Source organism: Candidatus Arthromitus sp. SFB-turkey (assembly GCF_001655775.1).
GTDB lineage: Bacteria > Bacillota > Clostridia > Clostridiales > Clostridiaceae > Dwaynesavagella > Dwaynesavagella gallinarum.
Map to the genome: position 1 here is coordinate 1 of NZ_LXFF01000013.1, position 20,946 is coordinate 20,946.

Annotated in this window: 20 protein-coding genes; 6 read left to right on the forward strand and 14 right to left on the reverse strand. The window is 27.2% G+C overall.

What is annotated here, in order from left to right:
- Together A6P36_RS02030 and A6P36_RS02035 are read right to left on the reverse strand one after the other, a co-directional pair.
- Positions 1 to 1,438 (reverse strand): hypothetical protein (locus A6P36_RS02030; protein WP_156507955.1); only part of this gene is annotated, 1,438 nt, incomplete at its 3' end.
- A gap of 105 nt (positions 1,439 to 1,543) precedes the next feature.
- Positions 1,544 to 2,698, reverse strand: coding sequence for a hypothetical protein (locus A6P36_RS02035; RefSeq protein WP_156507956.1), 1,155 nt, complete (start codon positions 2,696 to 2,698; stop codon positions 1,544 to 1,546).
- Positions 2,699 to 3,021: 323 nt separating this feature from the next.
- Between A6P36_RS02035 and A6P36_RS02040 the strand changes: the two genes are divergently transcribed.
- The gene (locus tag A6P36_RS02040) at positions 3,022 to 3,339 is read left to right on the forward strand and encodes a DUF1659 domain-containing protein (protein WP_066760544.1); all 318 of its coding nucleotides are present in this window, start codon (positions 3,022 to 3,024) and stop codon (positions 3,337 to 3,339) included.
- 44 nt (positions 3,340 to 3,383) lie between these two features.
- Here the strand turns inward: A6P36_RS02040 and A6P36_RS08045 are convergent, their stop codons facing one another.
- The 3 genes from A6P36_RS08045 to A6P36_RS02055 form a co-directional block, all read right to left on the reverse strand.
- A complete protein-coding gene (locus A6P36_RS08045) occupies positions 3,384 to 4,517 on the reverse strand; it encodes a pyridoxal phosphate-dependent aminotransferase (protein WP_066760545.1) in 1,134 nt (377 codons plus the stop codon).
- A 42-nt stretch (positions 4,518 to 4,559) separates the two neighbouring features.
- Positions 4,560 to 5,420 (reverse strand): cob(I)yrinic acid a,c-diamide adenosyltransferase, encoded by an 861-nt coding sequence (locus A6P36_RS08330; protein WP_156507957.1) that lies wholly within the window; start codon positions 5,418 to 5,420, stop codon positions 4,560 to 4,562.
- A gap of 76 nt (positions 5,421 to 5,496) precedes the next feature.
- Positions 5,497 to 6,117: a YbhB/YbcL family Raf kinase inhibitor-like protein gene (locus tag A6P36_RS02055; protein WP_369815405.1), complete on the reverse strand. Its 621-nt coding sequence runs from the start codon at positions 6,115 to 6,117 to the stop codon at positions 5,497 to 5,499.
- A gap of 162 nt (positions 6,118 to 6,279) precedes the next feature.
- Between A6P36_RS02055 and dapD the strand changes: the two genes are divergently transcribed.
- Positions 6,280 to 6,993 (forward strand): 2,3,4,5-tetrahydropyridine-2,6-dicarboxylate N-acetyltransferase, encoded by a 714-nt coding sequence (dapD, locus tag A6P36_RS02060; RefSeq protein ID WP_066760546.1) that lies wholly within the window; start codon positions 6,280 to 6,282, stop codon positions 6,991 to 6,993.
- Positions 6,994 to 7,032: 39 nt separating this feature from the next.
- Here dapD and A6P36_RS02065 read toward each other — a convergent pair whose 3' ends face one another.
- Together A6P36_RS02065 and pdaB are read right to left on the reverse strand one after the other, a co-directional pair.
- Entirely contained in the window at positions 7,033 to 7,689 is a 657-nt protein-coding gene (locus A6P36_RS02065; RefSeq protein WP_066760547.1) for a single-stranded DNA-binding protein, read from the reverse strand.
- A gap of 152 nt (positions 7,690 to 7,841) precedes the next feature.
- Entirely contained in the window at positions 7,842 to 8,576 is a 735-nt protein-coding gene (gene pdaB, locus A6P36_RS02070; protein WP_066760560.1) for a polysaccharide deacetylase family sporulation protein PdaB, read from the reverse strand.
- Between the two features lie 208 nt (positions 8,577 to 8,784).
- Between pdaB and A6P36_RS02075 the strand changes: the two genes are divergently transcribed.
- On the forward strand, positions 8,785 to 9,315 hold the full coding sequence (locus A6P36_RS02075) for a DUF4364 family protein (protein WP_066760548.1): 531 nt from the start codon (positions 8,785 to 8,787) through the stop codon (positions 9,313 to 9,315).
- Positions 9,316 to 9,359: 44 nt separating this feature from the next.
- On the opposite strand, the gene A6P36_RS02080 is transcribed toward A6P36_RS02075, so the two are convergent.
- From A6P36_RS02080 to A6P36_RS02090, 3 genes are all read right to left on the reverse strand, one after another.
- Entirely contained in the window at positions 9,360 to 10,241 is an 882-nt protein-coding gene (locus A6P36_RS02080; RefSeq protein ID WP_066760549.1) for a YncE family protein, read from the reverse strand.
- Between the two features lie 202 nt (positions 10,242 to 10,443).
- Positions 10,444 to 11,883 (reverse strand): serine hydrolase, encoded by a 1,440-nt coding sequence (locus A6P36_RS02085; RefSeq protein WP_066760550.1) that lies wholly within the window; start codon positions 11,881 to 11,883, stop codon positions 10,444 to 10,446.
- Positions 11,884 to 12,025: 142 nt separating this feature from the next.
- Positions 12,026 to 14,686: a valine--tRNA ligase gene (locus A6P36_RS02090; RefSeq protein WP_066760551.1), complete on the reverse strand. Its 2,661-nt coding sequence runs from the start codon at positions 14,684 to 14,686 to the stop codon at positions 12,026 to 12,028.
- A 167-nt stretch (positions 14,687 to 14,853) separates the two neighbouring features.
- On the opposite strand from A6P36_RS02090, the gene A6P36_RS02095 reads away from it, so the two are divergent.
- On the forward strand, positions 14,854 to 15,222 hold the full coding sequence (locus A6P36_RS02095) for a tetratricopeptide repeat protein (RefSeq protein ID WP_066760552.1): 369 nt from the start codon (positions 14,854 to 14,856) through the stop codon (positions 15,220 to 15,222).
- A gap of 72 nt (positions 15,223 to 15,294) precedes the next feature.
- Here the strand turns inward: A6P36_RS02095 and A6P36_RS02100 are convergent, their stop codons facing one another.
- From A6P36_RS02100 to A6P36_RS02115, 4 genes are all read right to left on the reverse strand, one after another.
- The gene (locus A6P36_RS02100; RefSeq protein ID WP_242861625.1) at positions 15,295 to 16,155 is read right to left on the reverse strand and encodes a transglutaminase-like domain-containing protein; all 861 of its coding nucleotides are present in this window, start codon (positions 16,153 to 16,155) and stop codon (positions 15,295 to 15,297) included.
- A gap of 309 nt (positions 16,156 to 16,464) precedes the next feature.
- The gene (locus A6P36_RS02105; protein WP_066760554.1) at positions 16,465 to 16,932 is read right to left on the reverse strand and encodes a regulatory protein RecX; all 468 of its coding nucleotides are present in this window, start codon (positions 16,930 to 16,932) and stop codon (positions 16,465 to 16,467) included.
- Between the two features lie 2 nt (positions 16,933 to 16,934).
- Positions 16,935 to 18,176: a M16 family metallopeptidase gene (locus tag A6P36_RS02110; protein ID WP_066760555.1), complete on the reverse strand. Its 1,242-nt coding sequence runs from the start codon at positions 18,174 to 18,176 to the stop codon at positions 16,935 to 16,937.
- Between the two features lie 151 nt (positions 18,177 to 18,327).
- A complete protein-coding gene (locus A6P36_RS02115) occupies positions 18,328 to 19,407 on the reverse strand; it encodes a DUF4214 domain-containing protein (protein WP_066760556.1) in 1,080 nt (359 codons plus the stop codon).
- 232 nt (positions 19,408 to 19,639) lie between these two features.
- Here A6P36_RS02115 and A6P36_RS02120 point away from each other — a divergent pair, with 232 nt between their 5' ends.
- Positions 19,640 to 20,182, forward strand: a complete 543-nt coding sequence (locus A6P36_RS02120) for an NADH peroxidase (RefSeq protein WP_066760557.1) — start codon at positions 19,640 to 19,642, stop codon at positions 20,180 to 20,182.
- A gap of 205 nt (positions 20,183 to 20,387) precedes the next feature.
- Positions 20,388 to 20,946: hypothetical protein (locus A6P36_RS02125; RefSeq protein ID WP_082917557.1), on the forward strand; the 559-nt coding region annotated here is incomplete at its 3' end.

Consider the following 20,946-nt stretch of genomic DNA (forward strand, 5'->3'; position numbering starts at 1 on the left):
TTGAACCTCCTTCACTTCCTTTAGCAGTAAACTTTGGCATACTTCCAAACTTATAAACCACACTATTAACTGGAATACTTCCTCCATCTACATCACCTTGTGATGAAGTTTGACTTCCCGTAGAAGGTTTAACTGCATCACCTTCACTTCCTTTAGCAGTAAACCTTGGCATCTTTCCAAAATTATAAACTACACTTTTAACTGGAATACTTCTTCCATCTCCTGAAGAAGTTTGACTTCCATCTGACTTTGCAACTAAACTTGTTAATCCTTCTCCTGTAATATTTGGATCCGTTTGAGTTCTTACTCCTTTGTTAGTACTTTTTTTAGGCTGTAATCCTGAACCTGAAATCACAGTTTGAGTAGACGAATCAGAAAAATCTTTATCTCCACCCAACGGAGTAACTACTGAAGTTGTTTCTCTTACACTTTCAGTATTAGTTCCTACAGATCTAGTAGTTACTTTACCACTTCCATCAATATTTAACTCAGTTTCGCTTACTCCAATAGGTACCCCAGTATTAGTTCCTATCGATCTGCTAACTACTCTTCCATCTGCATTAACATTCAACTGAGTTTTACTTATTCCATCATTTGCACCTAATCCTGCACCATCTCTAGTATTAGTTCCCTTATTTTGTTGAGTAATATTACCATCTTTATCAACATTCAAATTGAGTTGACTTGTATATTTTTTACCTGTTAAAGTACCCGTATCTGTCTGGGTCCCTACTGATATATTAGCTAAACCTAATGCAGTAGAAGAAATATTTCCCTGTTGTTGTAAATTAGATGAACCACTATCTCCACCTTGAGCATTAAGAATATCTGACCCAGAAACCCAATTAGGTTTAGATCTATAGATATAAGTATGTACTCTACCATCTGAACCAACATAATGATCTCTTCCAATTTCAGACTCATTCCACAGTAATTTTAATTTTGTAGATAAGCCTTCTTTATATGTAACTAATTGTCCTCTTATATTTGTAAATTGAACATATCGTTCACCTGGCTCAATACCACCTGGAACTTCTAGAACATTAAAATCACTTGCTGAAACTCCATACTTATGTTGAACTTTTCCTGTTGGAAGACCTGAACTAGGATCTATTCCTATTAATCCACTTTGTTGAGATACTCCACTTCCTACAGAAGAAATACTTAACCTTCTAGTAGAACCAGCTACAGCATCATCAGATCCACCAGAAGACAAAAATGAACTTCGTTGAAGTGAAGAGGAAATTCCTAGACCACCACTTCCTAACCTCTGTAAATTACTTGTAACTCCTGTCCCTGTTGTAGAAATAACTTTTGTTTTTCCAACTGTCGCACTTGATTTGTCACCGTCCATAGTAATAGCACAAGCAGCCACAACTAACAATATATACGAACTTTTACAATACATATCTAAACTTTTCTTTGTTCTAAAACTCATGTATATCCCCCTAAAATCAAAAATCATTATTTCAAATTTATATAAAATAAAAGGATAGCTAAAACTATCCAAAATCACACCTTTACAATGAATTAATTTTCAAACTTATTTTGTTTTGTTTAGCGTTAATTTTTTAACTACCCTATTTGTTGGTATTTTTATTTCAGATTTTAATCCTACATTCAACTCACTTCTATAAACTTCTGCACCACTAGATAACAATCCGCTCTTATCTAATTTAATTTTTTCATTACTAGAACTCGCTTCTGAACTACCAAAAAAACTTTTTCCCCTATTAGATTCTGAATGTAATTTTATTAATCCATTTTCAGAACTTTTTCCTTGAGCATAGTTTTGTAAACGTTTAGATGTTATTGGATTCCAATCAGGCATCGTTCCATCTCCAGCTAAATTATTAGCATCATTTACTCCAATTTTATGTATTGCTTCCTCATATGAACTTGACGTTCTAAATATCTTTCTTTCAGCATCACGATCATTTAATAAAATTCCTGGTAATTTGGTTTCTACAGAACCAAATTTAGTAATGTCTCCATTAAAAACTAATAAAAACCCGACTTCACTACTTTGCTCAGAAGAATGATTTCTGAGTCCTTCTTTTAAGATATTAAACAAATTAATTTTATCCCTATTTTCTCTAGTAACTGTAAAAAAATTTCTCTGTCCTGTAAGGCTTGAATCATCATTTCCAACTATGGTAACTCTCTCCAGTAACGGTACTCTTACTCCACTGACAAAAATTTTATTACCTTGGGTATCTTTAGTTATTAAATCTGCATTCCTACCATCAAAATCATCGAAAGCCCTTTCTATGTTACTCCAACGACTTCCTAATAAATGATAAAAACTAGACTCTGATTTCCCATGAGAAATTTCTCTCTCTACAACTTTTCTCAAAAAATCTCCAGAATCATTCGTTTTTTTAATATTATTCATTATTAGAAGTTTTTCAAGAGACGTAAGTTCCCTCGATTTATTTAAACTTTCTTTCCTTACTGCTTCTAAATATTGCCTACGATTTGAAGCTCCTTCTTTGATAACCAATGCTCTATTTGTTTCTTTTAAATATTCTAATCCTAAACTACCCACTCTACTCCAAAATCTCTTAGTTAAATGTGCTTTTACCCTAATACCAGAAAACATCATAACACTAAACACTACAATCCCCATTCCACACACAGGGTACTTTAAAACTTTACCTGAAAACATACCTAACTTTCTTTCAACAAAAAACATCACTCTTTTTCCTCATCTTTTTTTCTTCGTATAAAACTGCAATAAGCAACTCAACAATAAAACATTTTAAATCTTCTTGTAATATTTTTGTAAAATATTATCTTTATTTTATATCACTATTAAATAAAAGGCAATATATTTTTAAAATTTAATTCATAATTTTCAATTATTATTAATTTTATGTGATTCAAAAAAATTATTGAAAATTCCAAAATTTTCAGTAACACTTTGGCCATAAAATGAATAGTATCTCATTGTAAATTAATTATTGAAAATGAACCAATTTTCAATGTAATTAGAAATTCTTATTTATGAGGTAAAAAAACGTGAAAGATTCTAGATTAATTACAAATAATCTTATAAGCACAAATGTATCTATTATTTTCTATATAGAAGATGAATTTGGAAAAATATCTAAGTTTACAAAGACTTTATCTAATATAAAAGAAACTGCTTCTTACGAAAATATATACGCTGCTGCTTCTGCTGTTGCAAAACTATATGATTATGATAAATACGATGTTAAATTAATTACTACTAACTTAATAGAAAATGATGTTTTCCAAACTTTAGAAGAACCTATTGTAGAAGAAGCACCTGAAGCAGAAACTTTAGAAGATTTATACACTGAAAATGTTGAGTAATTTCCATTTGAAATAAAAAAGAGAGCAATATTGCTCTCTTTTTTCTATATATAATTTTCCACTCTTAATAATCCTTTTTCAAGTTCTTCTATTGAATTACAATAACTTATTCTAATATATCCTTCTCCCATATAACCAAATGCACTTCCAGGTACACATGCTACTTTCCCATCTTTTAATAAGTCTACACAAAAATCATAACTACTTTTATTTGTTATACCTTCAAGTGAAGGAAAAATATAAAAAGCTCCCATAGGATTTTTAACTTTAAATCCCATTTCTACAAGTCTTTTATAAACAAAGTCTCTTCTTTTTTTAAATTCATTTTTCATAAATACCACATCTTTAAGTGCTTCATCAAATCCATAAAGGGTTCCATACTGAACTATAGATGGAGCTGAAGACGTTGCGTAAAGATGTATTTTATTTAACTCTTCAATATAAGGAGTTTTTGCGCATATAAATCCTAAACGTAATCCTGTCATAGAAAACATTTTCGAAAATCCAGAAACAAGTATAGTTCTATTTAAAATATCTTCATATTCACAGATCGTCTCAAACTTATCATACGTAATTGCACTGTACATTTCATCACTTATTATTTTACACTCAGGATATTTCACCAAGATACTATATAATTTTTCTTTATCATCTTTTGAAAGAGAAATTCCTGTAGGATTATTTGGAAAACATAAAATGATTCCTTTAATATTATTATTTTTTAAACTTTGCTCAATACCTTCATCATCAATTCCTGCATTTTTATTAATCCCATAATAAATCGGTTTAGCTCCAATAAATTTTAATGTGTTTTCATAGGCAGGATATCCTGGACTAGGTATAAGAACACAATCTCCTTCGTTAAAGATTGTATTAAATGTTACGAATAAAGCCTCGCTTCCTCCTACTGTTAAAATTATTTCATCTTTAGAAAATTTTATAGAATGTTCATCATCTAAATATTTAGATATTCTTTCTCTTAATTCCGGAATTCCTTGATTTATTGTATAAGCTGTTTTTCCTTCCTTTGTTGCTCTAATAATACCTTCTTCTATAGATTTAGGTAATTTAAAATCTGGTTGTCCAACAGTTAAAGAAACTGCGTCACTATATTTTTTAACCTCATTAAAAAATTTTCTTATTCCAGAATATTCAACATTCTTCATTCTTTTATTCATATTTTAACCTCTTTTTTATAATAATTTGTATATTTTTAATTTTTAATATTCTATACCTATCCTAGCTAAAATGCCATTATCATAATAATGTTTTACATTTTCAATTCTACTAACTAAATCAGCATTGTTTATGATTTCATCTGAAGCATTTCTTCCAGTTAATACAAGTTCTAAACTTTCAGGTTTATTTTTCATAACTTCTATAACTTCATTTTCATCGATAAATCCACCTTGTACAGCTCCTAAAATTTCATCTAAAATAATCAAATCATATTTTTCAGAATCAATAAAACTTTTAGCTTTTTCAAACTCTATTCTAATTTCATCTTTTAAAATTTTTAGCTCTTCCTCATTTAAATTGTATGTAAATCCTTTTTTACTCTCTATCCTATAAACATCAAAATTATCTCTCATCATTTTGATACTCTCAAGCTCTGATGTATTCCAATTTTTTAAAAACTGTACCATCATAACTTTGAATCCTGCCCCTATACTTCTAAATGCTAGTCCTAATGCTGAAGTAGTTTTTCCTTTTCCCTCTCCCGTATAAACATGTATGTATCCTTTTTTTTGCAAATATTTCCCCTCCCTATTTAAAACAACGATTCCTATTCTCTGTAGCATATCTAATGGTTCTATTAAACTAAAACCAAACTCAGTTAAAAAATATTCTACTTTCAAAGGGTATCCTTCATATGTAATTTTATCAACTATATTACATTCCATAAGTTCACTTAAGTGCTGAATTAACATTTTTTGATTTATCCCAACAATATCTCTTTTAAGTTTTGAAAGTTGCTGTGGACCAAATCTTAATCTCCAAATTATTATTGACTTCCATTTTCCTGAAATCATATCAACCACTAATTCAAGTGGACAAGTAAATTCACTTCTTAATTTCATTTTTTACTCCCAATAAAAAAAAGACTATATAATAGGTAAATTTTATCCTAAAATATAGTCTCTCGTCCACATTTAATTAATTTTTATAAGTTCCAGCTATGGTAGTAGAATCAAGCACTTTTCCTCGCATTTTTTCAAATAATTCATTTGCATAAAAACCATTTTCAAGATCAAGCTCATCACTTAAAGCATATACATGAATTTCATATCTATGTTCTGCATTAGGTGGTGCCATACCTCCATACATTGATGATTCTTCAACACTTAGAGCATCACTTCCCAATAACGAAGAACTCCAACTATTTCTTCCCTGAACAAATTCATTTTTTTGCAACAAACTTGCATTTTCAGGAATATCATTTGTTTCAATATTAGCTACAACCCAATGTATCCACGAAAATCCTGCAACAGGTATAGCGTCCTTATCTTCTAAAAATATCGCAAAAGTTTTTGTACCTTCAGGTGCATTTTCAATTTTTAATGGTAAAGAATAATTAGGCATACCATTTTCTGTAAACTGCGTTCCTCTTTTACCGTATTTATCTTCTATAACGCCATTTACAATTCCCGAACTAGTAACAGTCATTTTTTTCTCCTCCTTATTACTTTCAATAGAATTTGAAGTGCAAGATGCTAAGAAAATTATTGAAAAACCTATGGCAGCAAATTTAAAAATATTTCTGATACTTTTATTCAAAATACTCTCCCCCTTACAACTATATATTAAAATATAATCTTAATTATAAAAAGTACTTACTTTTTTGTAACTACTTACAATTATCAAACAAAATTTTTACTCTTTTTACAAAATTTAATGTATAATATATTTGAAATTTTTAAGATGAGAGGAGATTTTACAATGGATTACGATATGAAAAATCCTTATGATATAGCAAGATACATAAGGGATGCTAAAAAATCAACACCTTTAAAAGTTTATTTGAAAGGAACTTTAACAGATTCTGACTTTGAGAACTTAGAGTTCTACGGAAGTAATGGAAATTACACTCTATTCGGTGAAAAAGAAGAAGTTATTACTTTACTGGAAAAGAACGCTTCAAAAATTAAACAATATAGAATTGAAAATTCCAAAAGAAATTCTGCAATTCCAATGCTAAATTTAATTGATATTGAAGCTAGAATTGAGCCTGGAGCAATAATCCGTGACATGGTTACAATAGAAAAAAATGCTGTTATAATGATGGGAGCTGTAATTAATATAGGTGCTGAAATCGGAGAGGGAACAATGGTTGACATGAATGCAGTTATAGGTGCTCGTGGAAAACTTGGAAAAAATGTTCATTTAGGTGCTGGTGCCGTTGTGGCTGGAGTTTTGGAACCACCATCAAAAGACCCATGTATAATAGAAGACAATGTTTTAATAGGAGCTAATGCTGTAATACTTGAAGGTGTTAAAATAGGACAAAATTCTGTAGTTGGTGCTGGTGCAGTAGTAACAAAAGATGTTCCTCCTAATACAGTTGTAACTGGATCTCCTGCAAGAATTATTAAAGAAATTGATCAATCTGTAAAAGATAAAACTCAAATTTTAGAAGATTTGCGTAGTTTATAAAAATAGATAAGAAAAAAGACCATCAAACGATGGTCTTTTTTATCCAACATCTTCAGAAGTTTCTACAACTTTATTATCTTTATCAACCTTTTCCATTTTAGAAACAGAAACTTCATAAGCCACTTTAGTTATCTTTTCAGTTTCAGAAATTTTCTTCTGATACTCTCTACTTTGGAGTCTTCCCCACACTCTTATATTATCACCAACTTGTAAATTTTTACAAAATCTTGAATTTCTACCCCATGCTATAGTAGGTATGTAATCTGATTTATTATAAGCTCTATTAACAGCTAAAAGTACGTCCGCTATTTCTCTTCCAAAAGGGGTTGTCCTATATAATGGTGGCTTACAAATATATCCATCTAAATATATCTCATTTGGATTTTTACTTTTTTCCGTACAAATCATTACATTCCTAGCAAAAACGGTTAATATTAACTTATTTCTCCCATCAACTATTTTATTATAAGATCTCAATTGTCCTTCAAGCATTATTTCAGTTCCAATAGAAAAATCTATCCCAAGCATTATTCTTTCTGATATGGTAACACTAAGTATGTCTTTTGAATCACTAAGACGCATAACTTCCATATCAAAATTATAAAACCCTTCTCCAAACATTTCATGACTAAATCTAGGCTTAGCTACTACTTTCCCTTCAAGCCATATCCTATTATTAACCAAGTTTGTGTCCATACTACACCTCTCCACATTAGTTTTTAGTTCTCTAATATGTATATTAGTCAAGATATTTTTTATTACTTTTTCAAAACTCATAGGTATATTATAAAATTTATTAATAATTTTTGCAATATTTTAAATTTATTTATATTTTAGTTATATTTTAGTTATATTTTTAATTTTTTTTGTACACCCATAATATCAATTTCGTAATTTTCGTGATAAATCAATTCTGATACTGTGACAAATTTATATCCTTGTTTTTTAAATTCACCTATAATTTTATCTAAATTTTCGGGAGTATATTGTGTATTATTATGAAACAAAATTATAGAACCAGGTTTAATTTTACTAGAAACTCTATTATATTCAACCTCTGCTCCTTGTTCTTTCCAATCAATCGAATCAACATCCCACTGTATTGGAATATATCCCAAACTTTTAACAATTTCTATTGACTCTTGATCGTATTCTCCTTTTGGAAATCTAAATAATTTACTTCTCTTATTTGTTAATTCATAAATTTTGCTATCTGTTATTTCAATTTCTTTAATTATTTTTTCTCTTGATAAATTTGTAAAATCTGGATGAAGATTACTATGATTTCCAAGTTCATGTCCTCTTTTATGCATTTCTTTAACAAGCTCTACATTTTGTTCATTATAATCAATCCACTTTCCTATTAAAAAAAATGTTGCTTTAGCATCATGCTTATCTAAAATTTCTAAAATTTCTTCAGTTCTATCTTTTCCCCAATTCACATCAAAAGTTATTGCAACCTTTTTTTCATTAGTATCAACTCGATAAATTGGAAGAGATTTTTGATTGCTAAAAGTAAATACTGCAGGATCATTAAAATAAAAATATGTAACAAATACAGATAAAAATAAAATTAACACCATTCCTTTAAATGAATGTCCGAACCTCTTTTGCTTTTTATTTCTTTTTCTCAATAATTTATCCTCCTTACAATTATTTTTTCTTTAAAGTATATGCTAATATATTTTTATTATTAAAATTTCATGCGTTTAAATATTTTTTTATTTGTATTATTTTATTTTTAAGATTAGAATAACTATATATGTAAAATTAATGAGGTGAATCAAATATATGTTAAATAACATTATAGAGCTTGCTGATAACAAACTTCTCATTTTATATATAATTAAAAAATTAAAACAACCTTGTACAAATACGTACATAACAGATATCATTTTAAACAATAATTTTTTAAATTATTTCCTACTTCAACAATATTTAAATGACCTCGTTGAAAGTAATTATCTTATAATCTTAAAACCCAAAAATGAAATACTTTATAAATTAGCTCCACGGGGAAAAAAAATTTTAGAAATGTTTCAAAATAGAATATCTCAATTTAAAATTGATTGTTTTAACAATTACATGGCTTCCATAAATCAAAAAAATCAAACAATAAATGTAGAAACTAATTATTCAAAAATTAAACCAAACAGTTTTATGGTAGAGCTTAAATTTAATAAAAGTGAAGAACAACTTCTAAACTTAAATTTAAAAGTAAATTCAAAAGAGCAACTTGAATCCATAATTAAAAATTGTAAAGATAATCCCACAAATACGTATAATTTAATTTTATCTTTGCTTACAGGACAAAAAAAATGATACTTAGTATAAATTTTTTCAAATATATACTAAGTATCACTAAGCTAATGGCTATAAATACAAGTTGGTTCCGAACCAATTTTTATAAACTCCTCGTCTTTCGTATATATATCATATTTCAAAAGCTTATCTTTATCACTTATAACAACGTACAAAAATCTTCCCCTTTTATATATACCTCTAGGAGTTCCACATATATCAATTCTACTAATTTCTTTAAAACTTGATAAATCAATTACACTTATGCAATTTCCCAAATGATTTGATACAAAAACTATATTTGCTTCATAATCAAAACACATATCTATTGGTGATTTATGAAGAGTTATACTTTTATATTTTTCACCTGTCTGCGAATCATAAACACTAAAAGTTCCTTCAACCTCATCTCCCAAATTACTTTCACATACAAAAATATGTCTTCCATCTCTATGAAATTTTGATTTCATAGGTAAATTTCCAGTTCTTATATTTCTTACAAAATCATTTTCTTCATAATTAACTATTGTTAATTGATTATTATGCATATTCGTAATAGAAATCAATTTACTTTTATCTGAGATGTCCATACTATGAGGATAATTGCCACATTCTATTTCATAACAGAGATGATCTTCAACCATATCATATATAATAAGACAATTATTTTCACTACATATCAAATACATATAATTGTTTTTGAGTTTTAAATCATTTGTAAGCATACCAACATAATAATTTTTAACATTTTTGCTCTTTATGTCTATTTCGTAAAAATTATAATTGTCATTGGCTGCTACATAAAGTTTCTCATCACTCAAGTCTATTCCATGGGATCCAAGTAATTTTTTATCCATACTTATATAAATTTTTTCTTCTTTATCGCTATCCAAACAAACTCTTGAAATATAATTAGATGAAACATTACAAATATACAAACTCTGCATAAATCCCACCTCAAAATATTTTTTAATATAAATATGTTATTCAAAAATATAAATATTTTTAAATATTTTTTTCTTAAATTATGTACAAATTATTAAACATACGGGTAACATAAAATTTATTTTATCTAAAATTTATTTATATATACACATCATTAAAATTTTTTTAAAAAAATAAGACCGTATAAACGGCCTTATCTAAAATCTATCTTTCATAAACAATTTTTGCAATATTAGAAATTATTGTCTCTGGATCAGCTACATCCTTTGTATATATACTCAAAATAAATGGTCTATCACCAAAAACAATCCCTATATCATGATAATTTCCTTGATATGCACCATATTTATTTGCAACAATGCTCTCTGGTATATATCTTCCTATTCTAACACCTGTTGAACTTTTTTTAAGATACTCAATTATATCTTTATAATACGGATTATTCTTTTCATTATAATATAATTTTTTCAAAAACATATTCATTTCATTGGTGGAAAACATATTTCCTATACGATTTAATGGATAACCTAAAATATTTCCATACTCTCTATATAAACTCGTATATTGATTTATACCAGTTATAAGCATATTCGCTGCAATATTATCAGAATTTAAAAGAGATCTCTTTGATAACTCACTAAATTTTTGTGGAGGAAGAGTATTATTAACAATACTATTTTGTAATACACCCGCTCCCCCTTCATAATGTTTTTCATGAACATAGGCAACTTTATCATTTAGATCTATTTTACCAGCTTGTACAAGGTCATATAAAACTATATTAAGAGGAACCTTATGAGTACTCCCAGCCTTAAATAAAACATCTCCATTTATATCAAAAAATTCATGGGTTGTTGCATCATAAAATGAAACCGCAACATTATTAATATTATTTCCTAAATATTTTAAAATTTTATTTTTAAGACTAAGTGCCCCTGGACGTTTTGATAATTCTTTTTGTAAATCATCTGCATCTTTCTCAGCTTTTAAAACAGCCTCACTATTATCTTCATAATTTATATTTCTAGTAACAGAGTTATACACACTTGAAGGGTTACTTCTCTCAGTAGACAGTATAACATCATCTTTATATAATTTTATATTCATAAAAGAAATTCTTATAGCAAATTCTCCACCACTTATAATCTTATTTACAACATCATGAATTACTTTTGGAGAATCATTTATGTTCCATCGTAAAGTTAAAATTTCACTATTTGTATAATTTGAAGGGTATTCGCTTTTATAATAATGTAAAATCCTACTATCTATATAATTAAGCCAATATTCCATACCTTCTTCATCTGTTTCTCTTCCCAAAATAAATCTATATATTTTGTCCACAAAATCTTGTTTAAGTTTAGTTGTTTTAGAAAATTCTGATGATTCCAAAACAAACTTTTCAATAAAATATTTTGCAGAAGCTTTTCCACTTCCAAGCATTTCATACCAATAAGTAAACCCATCTAAATCAGACTCTCTATTGTAGAAAATATTATAAGCAGATTCTATAAAATTTCCTAAAAGCTTGTCCGATGTTTTGGTTACAACATTTACTGTAGATGCCTTAGGCACTACAACACTTAAAAAACAAAAAACCAAAACAGAAAATATTAATACAAAATTTTTAAAAACATTTTTCATTCCTTCCTCCCTCTTAAAATTTATTTAAATTCATTTTCAAATATATAAATTTCCAAATAATAGAAAATAATCCTTCTCAAATTATAAATTCAAGAAAGATTATTTGCATTTTATATTAAATTTATTCAAAATAAAGATAACCTTATTCTAAATTATTTTTAAAATTTAGAATACTTTTCTGAACATCTTCAAGCATAGATTCATATTTTTTAAGTTTATTTTTCTCATCTTGTATAACTTTTTCAGGAGCTTTATTAACAAATCCCTCATTAGAAAGTTTCTTAACCAATCTATCTATTTCCATTTCTAATTTTTTCTCTTCTTTTGTAAGTCTATCAAGCTCCTTCTTCACATCAACTAAATCTAATACAGGTATATACATATTAGAAGAAGACGTAACTATTGAAACAACCTTATTAGAATTCACAAGTTCTTGATCAATTTCATCAATAACTTCTATTTCCTTAGCTAAACCTAATTTTTCAATATAAACTAATGATTCTTGATACATATTTCTGAATTTATCTTTAGGTACAATATAAAGCTTTGCTTTCTTAGAAGGAGGAATATTCATTTGTGATCTTAAATTTCTTATCATTCTAATAGATTCAATTATTAGATTCATTTCTTCTTCACAAACTTTAAAATCAACAGATTCATCATATATAGGAAACTTAGATATAACTAAAAAGTCTTCATCATTATCTTTTAAATTAAAATATAATTTTTCTGTTATAAAAGGCATTATTGGATGCAAAAGCTTTAAAGAATCAATAAGAACTTTTTTCAACACTCTTAAAGTGATTCCTTTTTGTTTTTCATCATCTCCATACAAAACAGTTTTTGAAAGTTCTATATACCAATCACAAAATTCAGTCCAAATAAAATCATATATCTTTGAAAGACCAACACCCAATTCAAATTTTTCAAAATTATTAGTCACTTCAAAAACAAGAGAATTCAATTTATTTAAAATCCATTTATCTGCTAAATTATACTCATCTAAATTTTCATATTTTTTAATCAAATCCTCATCTAAATTCATCATAACAAATTTTGAAGCATTCCAAATTTTATTAGCAAAATTAGACGCAGAATCAACTTTTTCTTCAATATATCTAATGTCATTTCCCGGTGATATTCCATTTATCAACATAAATCTTAAAGCATCTGCACCATATTTTTCAATTACATCCATTGGGTCGACACCGTTGTCAAGAGACTTTGACATTTTTCTTCCCTGAGAATCCCTTATAATTCCATGAATAAACACTTTTTTAAATGGAATTTGTCTCATATTATGTATACCAGAAAAAATCATTCTAGCAACCCAGAAGAAAATTATATCATACCCTGTTACAAGAGTTTCATTTGGATAAAAATATTTTAAATCTTCTGTCTCTTCTGGCCAACCCAATATAGAAAATGGCCAAAGCGCTGAACTAAACCATGTATCTAAAACATCTTCATCTTGATAAATATTTTCCGAACAACACTTTTCACATTTCAAAACATCACAAGACGAAACAGTTATATGATTACAATCTTTACAATAAAATACAGGAATTCTATGTCCCCACCAAAGTTGTCTTGAAATACACCAATCCTTAATATTATCCATCCAATTAAAATAAATTTTTTCAAATCTCTCAGGTATGAAAGAAACCTCTTTATTTTTAACACATTCTATAGCTGGTTTTGCAAGTTCATCCATCTTAACATACCATTGTTTTGAAATCATTGGTTCTATTATTGTCCCACATCTATCATGACAACTAACATTATGAATATGTGATTTTACAGAAATCAAAAAACCATTTTTATCTAAATCTTCTACTATTTTTTGACGAGCGTCATATCTATACAATCCTTCATACTCAAAACCATTTTCATTAATACAAGCTTTTTCATCTAAAATTTTAATTTGAGGAAGATTATGACGAATACCCACTTCATAATCGTTTGGATCATGTGCAGGAGTAACTTTAACAACTCCCGTAGCAAATTCCATATCAACATACGAATCACTTATTACAGGAATTTTTCTACCAACTAAAGGAAGAATTACATTTTTTCCTATATATTTCTTATATCTTTCATCTTCTGGGTGAACCATAACAGCAACATCACCAAGCATTGTTTCAGGTCTAGTCGTTGCAATTTCTAAATAACCACTTCCATCTTCTAAAGGATATTTTATATGCCAAAATTTACCTTCCATCTCTTTATACTCAATTTCAGCATCAGAAAGCGCAGTAGTACATTTAGGACACCAATTTGTAATTCTATTCCCTTGATAAATATATCCTTGATTATATAACTTAACAAAAACTTCTCTAACTGCTTTACTCAAATTATTATCCATTGTAAAAGCTTCTCTTGAAAAATCACAAGATGCTCCCATGGTTTCAATTTGTTCTCTAATTTTTTTTCTGTAAGTTTCTGTCCACTGCCATACTTTTTCTAAAAACTTTTCACGCCCTAATTCTTCTTTCTTTATACCATCTTTTAAAAGCTCATTTTCAACTCTAACCTCAGTTGCAATACTTGCATGATCTTCACCAGGAACCCATAAAGCTTCATAACCCTGCATTCGTTTAAATCTTATTAAAATATCTTGCAGAGTCAAGTCAAGAGCATGACCTAAATGAAGTTTTCCTGTTATGTTAGGAGGAGGCATAGATATAACATACGGTTTTTTTTCTCTATCAACATTAGCTTTAAACAAATCATTTTTTTGCCATATTTCAAAAATACTTTTTTCAAATTCTGAAGGAATATATTTATGTAATTCTTCTTTCATCTTAACCTCCGTAAATTCACACAATTAACAATATTTTTTTCTAAAGTTTAACATTATTCTTATTTTATCACATACAATATTAATGTCAAAAATATTTATATTTTAAACTGAATAATCAAGGTAATTTTTGGAATAATATTATTAAGTTTAACAAGAGGTGATTAATTTTGGATTTTTACTTTAAAAAAGCTAATGATTATTATAATAAAAAAGATTACAAGAAAGCCATTTCCTTATATCAAAAATCTATTGAAACACAAGGAAGTGAAGCATGTTCATTATATAATTCAGCAGTCTGCTACATAAAATTAAAAGAATACAATAAGGCAATAGATCTTCTTAAACAGGCCTTAGAAATAAAATTAGATCACAAATATTTATTTAATCTTGCATATTGTTACTCTCTAATTGGAGATAACGCTAAAGCACTTACATATTTTAATTGGTCATGGGCTTATAATAATGACGATTTTGAATGTAAAAAAGCCATTTCTATGATATTAGAATCCTATAATAACAATAACAGTGCAAAATAAAATATTAAATACATAAAAAATAATAAATGGGTAGATTTAACCCCCATTAAAACTACCCAAATTCTTTATATATTAAACTGAAAATTCCCATATAATTCTTTCTTTTCTGTGATCCTGTCCAAAATTTTCAATATCAAAATAGTTTGCTATTTCCCCAAAAGTCGTGTCAATCTCAATCCATTCATCTAATTCCTCTATATAAACTTCATTCCAAGCATGATTAATCCATTCATTACCATCAAATCCTTTACCAACAACTATTCGTGTAGGTAAATTAATACTTTCAGCAAAAACAGAATACAAACTTGCATAATCAAAACATATCCCTTTTTTTGTTTCAAATGCTGATATGGCACCAGATAAATTGCTAAAATCATCATTCAATATATCTTCTGATTTTTCATTGTCATAATCTAGCATATCTATTACTTCATAATACAATTTCATCGCTTTATCGTAGGATTTATTTATATCTCTTGTAGTACTAATTGCAAATTCTTTCATGTCATCTGTACTCATAGTTGCCTCATCAATAGTAACACCATTATATAAATATCTTACATTTCTTACGCTTATATCTTTAAATGTATCAAATATAGGATTAAAAATATTTAACATGATTTCATTTAAATCATACTTAAACGGTAAAATTATTTTGCTAGATAAATTATTGTAAAGTTCCGAAGCATTTATTATTTTACTAACTTTGTTTTCCTCATTTAAAAACATTGAAAATGTATTTAGTGCAAATACAAAAATCAAAACATTAAGTATCGCTCTAGGAATTTTTATTAAACCAAAAACAGTAAACTTAAATACATTCGGTAATTTACATAAAAGATTATGACATTCAATAACCATACTTTTAAAAACTATTATATATATACATCTACATATAAACGTGTAGATAAAAAACACAAAAATAAATAGCACTAATTTCAAAATTAGTCCCCAAAAATTATAATCTATATACTGCAAATTAAAAAATTTAAGTACAAGATAATACAATTCGTATGCTATAAAATTATACGACAAATAAATAAGATACAAAGAAATAATATTAATATAAAATTTTATATCTCTAAACACATAATAAAATTTAGTATATTGAATAATTCCTTTAACTATAGTTAAAACAAACAGAATCACAATAAAGATAGTTACAATACCACTATTAAAGATATCCAATAATAGCTCAAACACCCAGTAATCCCCTTTTATAAGTATCTAACACAAACTTTCTTAATTATTCTTTTCCATAACTTCCCCTATTATGTGATTAGATAAGTCATAATCATATCCCTTACTAATCAAATGACAAAAAAGTTTATGTTTAATTTTGAATCCTTCAAATTTATGTTTAATGGAATCATATTTTTTTTGACAAATTTTAATACCGATATCTATTTTCTGCTCGTCAGATATTTTTGAAAATTCTTCCTTTAAAAACTCACTATCTACTCCCTTTAAAACTAAATCAAAAAATATCTTTTTTTCCCCATATTTAAAAATGTTTTTATTTATATAATTTCTAGCATACCTTTCATCATTTATAAAATTATATTCCATTAAATATTCAATAACTTTATTTACGATATCAGGCATTATAGACTTATTAATAAGATATTTTTTCATTTCATTTTGAGTTTTATCATACCTATTTAATAATTTTAATGCTAAATTTTTTGCAATTATAAAATCTCTATCCATAATTATTTACCTTTAAGAATATGAATTGTTGGATTATTAAAATATTTTTTGCATACATTCATTAATTCTTCTGAACTTACCTTTTCTATCATCGATAAATCATCCAAATAATCATTAATGTTTTTTTTGTAGATTATTTTCTCTAATAAGTAAAGTCCAAGTTTTTCATTATCCTCAAGTGTTGAATATATAGACATTAATTGTAATTTTTTAATAAGTTGCAAACTATAATCATTGAAATAATTCTTACAATTTTTTATATCTTCTATACAACTATCAATAATTTTTATAACTTCATTTACATTTTGATCGTTAGTTGCACAGAAAATATACATACCCTTAAACTCATCACTAAGTTCTAATTGAGTATAAATATCATATGCTAAACCATTTTCTTCTCTAACTCTCTTAAACAATATTGAATTTGAACCACCGCCAAGTTTATACTCTGCAATCTTTAAAAGTATTTTCTCATGCTGAAGCAAATTATTAAAAGTGAATAAATATGTTACAGTACTTAATTCTAAATCTTTTTTCTCTGTAACTATTTTTTTAGGAATATTACTTTCTTCAATCAATTTTTTATGTAACAATTCTTTACTTTGCCAGGAGTCAAAATATTTTTTCAATAAATTAATAACATAACTTTCATCATACGAACTTATAACAACCATAAAAGAATTATTAGAAACATAATATTTCTCATAAAATCTACGCAAATCTTCACTAACAATATTTTTAATTGTCTCTTTTGTTCCAGCTATATCATACTTTAAATGAGAATTTTCAAAAGATTCTTCATTTAACTTAATAAAGCTATACTCTTCGTAATCCGCTATACAAGATTCTATTTCTGAAATTATTATATCTCTCTCTATGTACATTTCTCTATCATCAAATTTAGGATATCTAACCATACTAGAAATTAATTCTATTGATTTTTCAAGATCACAACAAAGCCCTCTAATAGTAAAAATTGTTGAGCCATAATCTGTGAAGGCGTCATAATCTCCTCCTAAAAATTCTAAAATCTTATTAACTTCATAGTTACTGAACTTTAAATTTGACCTAAATAACATATGTTCAATAAAATGACTGAATCCTCTCTCATTGTCAAACTCATAAGCACTTCCAATTTTAATTCCAAAATTCAAATTAAAAAACTTACAATCTCTTTTTAAAATAATAATTTTGAGACCATTATCTAAAATGAACTCTTTGAAATCAATTTTTAAATTTTCCATACTTTCTCCTAACTTAAACATAATACATTTTTTTGTAATTTTTTTCCATATAGTCGTTATTAAATTTATAACTTTTTCATATTTTAAATTTTATTTAATTTTATCTCATAAAAAAACTATGATTTAATAATTAAACCATAGTTTATACAAATTAAGCACTCAAACCTATTTCCTTCATTAACCTAATATACTCATCACTTTTGAGAATCTGTTTCAAAACTTCAAGTCTTGATGATTTTTTTATTTCGTTAACCCAATAATTCTTACCATCATTATCTGGAACTCTATTTAATGTAATTTTATATACTCTACTTACAAAATCCTCATCTGACATATTAACATTTTTAAACTCATTTCCTTCAACAATACTTATTATAAAATTTGTTGCCGAAATGGAATTATTAATCAAACTTTTTGAATTTTTTTCAATCTCCGAATCCGTAGCTTGTCTTCCTAATAAATTTGAGTATACACTTTTCACAAATTTTTTTACAATAGTATCAACGTCAAAATTATATGAAAAAACTTTACTAACTCCACGTAAAGACACATCATTTAAACCACGTTGAAATAACAAATTAATATTAAATTTCAAAACTTGATTAGATCTAAAACTTTTCATACTTATATAAACGAATTGTTTAAGCTGTCCTGATACAATAACATACTTTTTCTCAAAAGAAACTTCAAAATCTTTACTTAATTCAGGATAAACAAGAACAGCTTGTACATTTTTGAGGGTATCCCAAGGATCATCTATTTGAACTGCTAACATTATCTTATCTTGATCATGATATAAAAGCATTGGTTCATTAACAACTCGACCACTTCTAAAATTTTTATTCTCTCCATCAAGTGAAGCTATGCCCTTAATATTTTCTTCTGCTCTGTTAACAACAAGTGTTACTCCCAATTTCACATTACTAATACTAAATTCCTTACTACCTGGCACAACAACTATTACATATTTATTTTTTGAAACTTCGTATGTACTAACTGGTAATATTTTTTGTCCATCTTCTATAAAAAACTCTTTAATTGTTCCCTCTATATCATTTTCAATACTCACATTAAAAATAAATTTGTTACTTCCAGAAATGTCATCTAAAAACTCAACATTTGCTTTAATTTTTTGCGAATTATTGGCTGATACATTAACCCCAATCCCTATAACAAATGAAGAACAAAGAAAAATAATAATAGCTAAAAATTTAGTTCTGCAATTTAACAATAAACCCCCTCCATTTATTAAATATTTAATTACAATTATATATTATTAAAGTTAATTTTTCTATAAATAATTTACAATTTGATTATAATTCAATAAGTTTTTAATTAAATTTAAGTTTTTTAATTTATCATATTGAAAATAAATAATTTTTACTATATAATAATGATTAGCAATTGAAAATAAATTTTTAAATGTTAAATGATTAAATTGTTTTATATTTTTGGAGGTATTTATGAAAAAATTTGTTTGTAGTGTTTGTGGATATATAGCTGAAGGTTCAGCACCTGATGTATGTCCTATATGTAAAGCTCCTGCTTCAAAATTCATTGAGCAAACTGGAGAAATGACTTGGGCTGATGACCACGTTATAGGTGTTGCTAAAGGAGTTGACCCAAGAATAGTTGAAGGATTACAAATGGGCTTTGAAGCTGAGTGTACAGAAGTTGGTATGTACTTAGCAATGTCAAGACAGGCTGATAGAGAAGGTTATCCAGAAGTTGCTGAAGCTTATAAAAGAATAGCTATCGAAGAAGCTGAGCATGCTGCAAAGCTTGCTGAACTTTTAGGAGAAGTTGTTGACAACTCTACTAAAGTAAACTTAGAAAAAAGAGTTGCTGCTGAGTACGGTGCTTGCCAAGGTAAAAAAGATTTAGCAACATTAGCTAAACAATTAAATCTTGATGCAATACATGACACTGTACACGAAATGTGTAAAGATGAAGCTAGACACGGAAGAGCTTTCAAAGGACTTCTTGAAAGATATTTTAAATCTTAATAAACCAAAAATTAAAACTCATTGATTTATTCAATGAGTTTTTCTATTTTTTATATAAATTTTAAATTAGCCTTTTTGTTTTAATCTATATAAAAATTTTATGTTAAGTTTTTCAATCCTTCTAACGATAATACAAAATATATATTTAAAACAAATCTCTATTTAATTTTAGATTTATTACTCTTACAGGGAGAACAAATCGGATATGAAAAATTTTAAAAATACTCTAACTAATAAAAATTCCAATAGTAATAGAAAACCTCACTATAAAGCAATATCACTTGCTTCTTTATCTACGTTAGCTCTAACATTAACTTTAGGTGATTCTGGCGTTGCCAACGCTATGATGACAAAAACAGGTGCTGTTAAATTCTATGGTTCAAATGGATCTAGAGTTATATCAGGTGTTCACAATAAAATTTCATCAACAACAAGACCTACTTCCATACCAAAAGTTACTGGTGACATTGGTGGAAGATTTACTAATACCGGTAAAATCGGAACTACTTCAACCACCTCAAAATCACCTACTTCACCTACAAAAACTTATAAATCTACTATTAAGATACAACTTAAAGGTAATACATCAGGTTTAGGTTCTAGTAGTTCTTCACAAATTAAAAAACCTACTACTACACCAACAATAAACCAAAATACATCCTCATCACAAAATACTGGTTCATCATTAAATACAGGTAAAAAACCTACTACTACACCAACTCAATTAAGTTCAAATGTAAAATACACAAAAGACGGTACTCCAT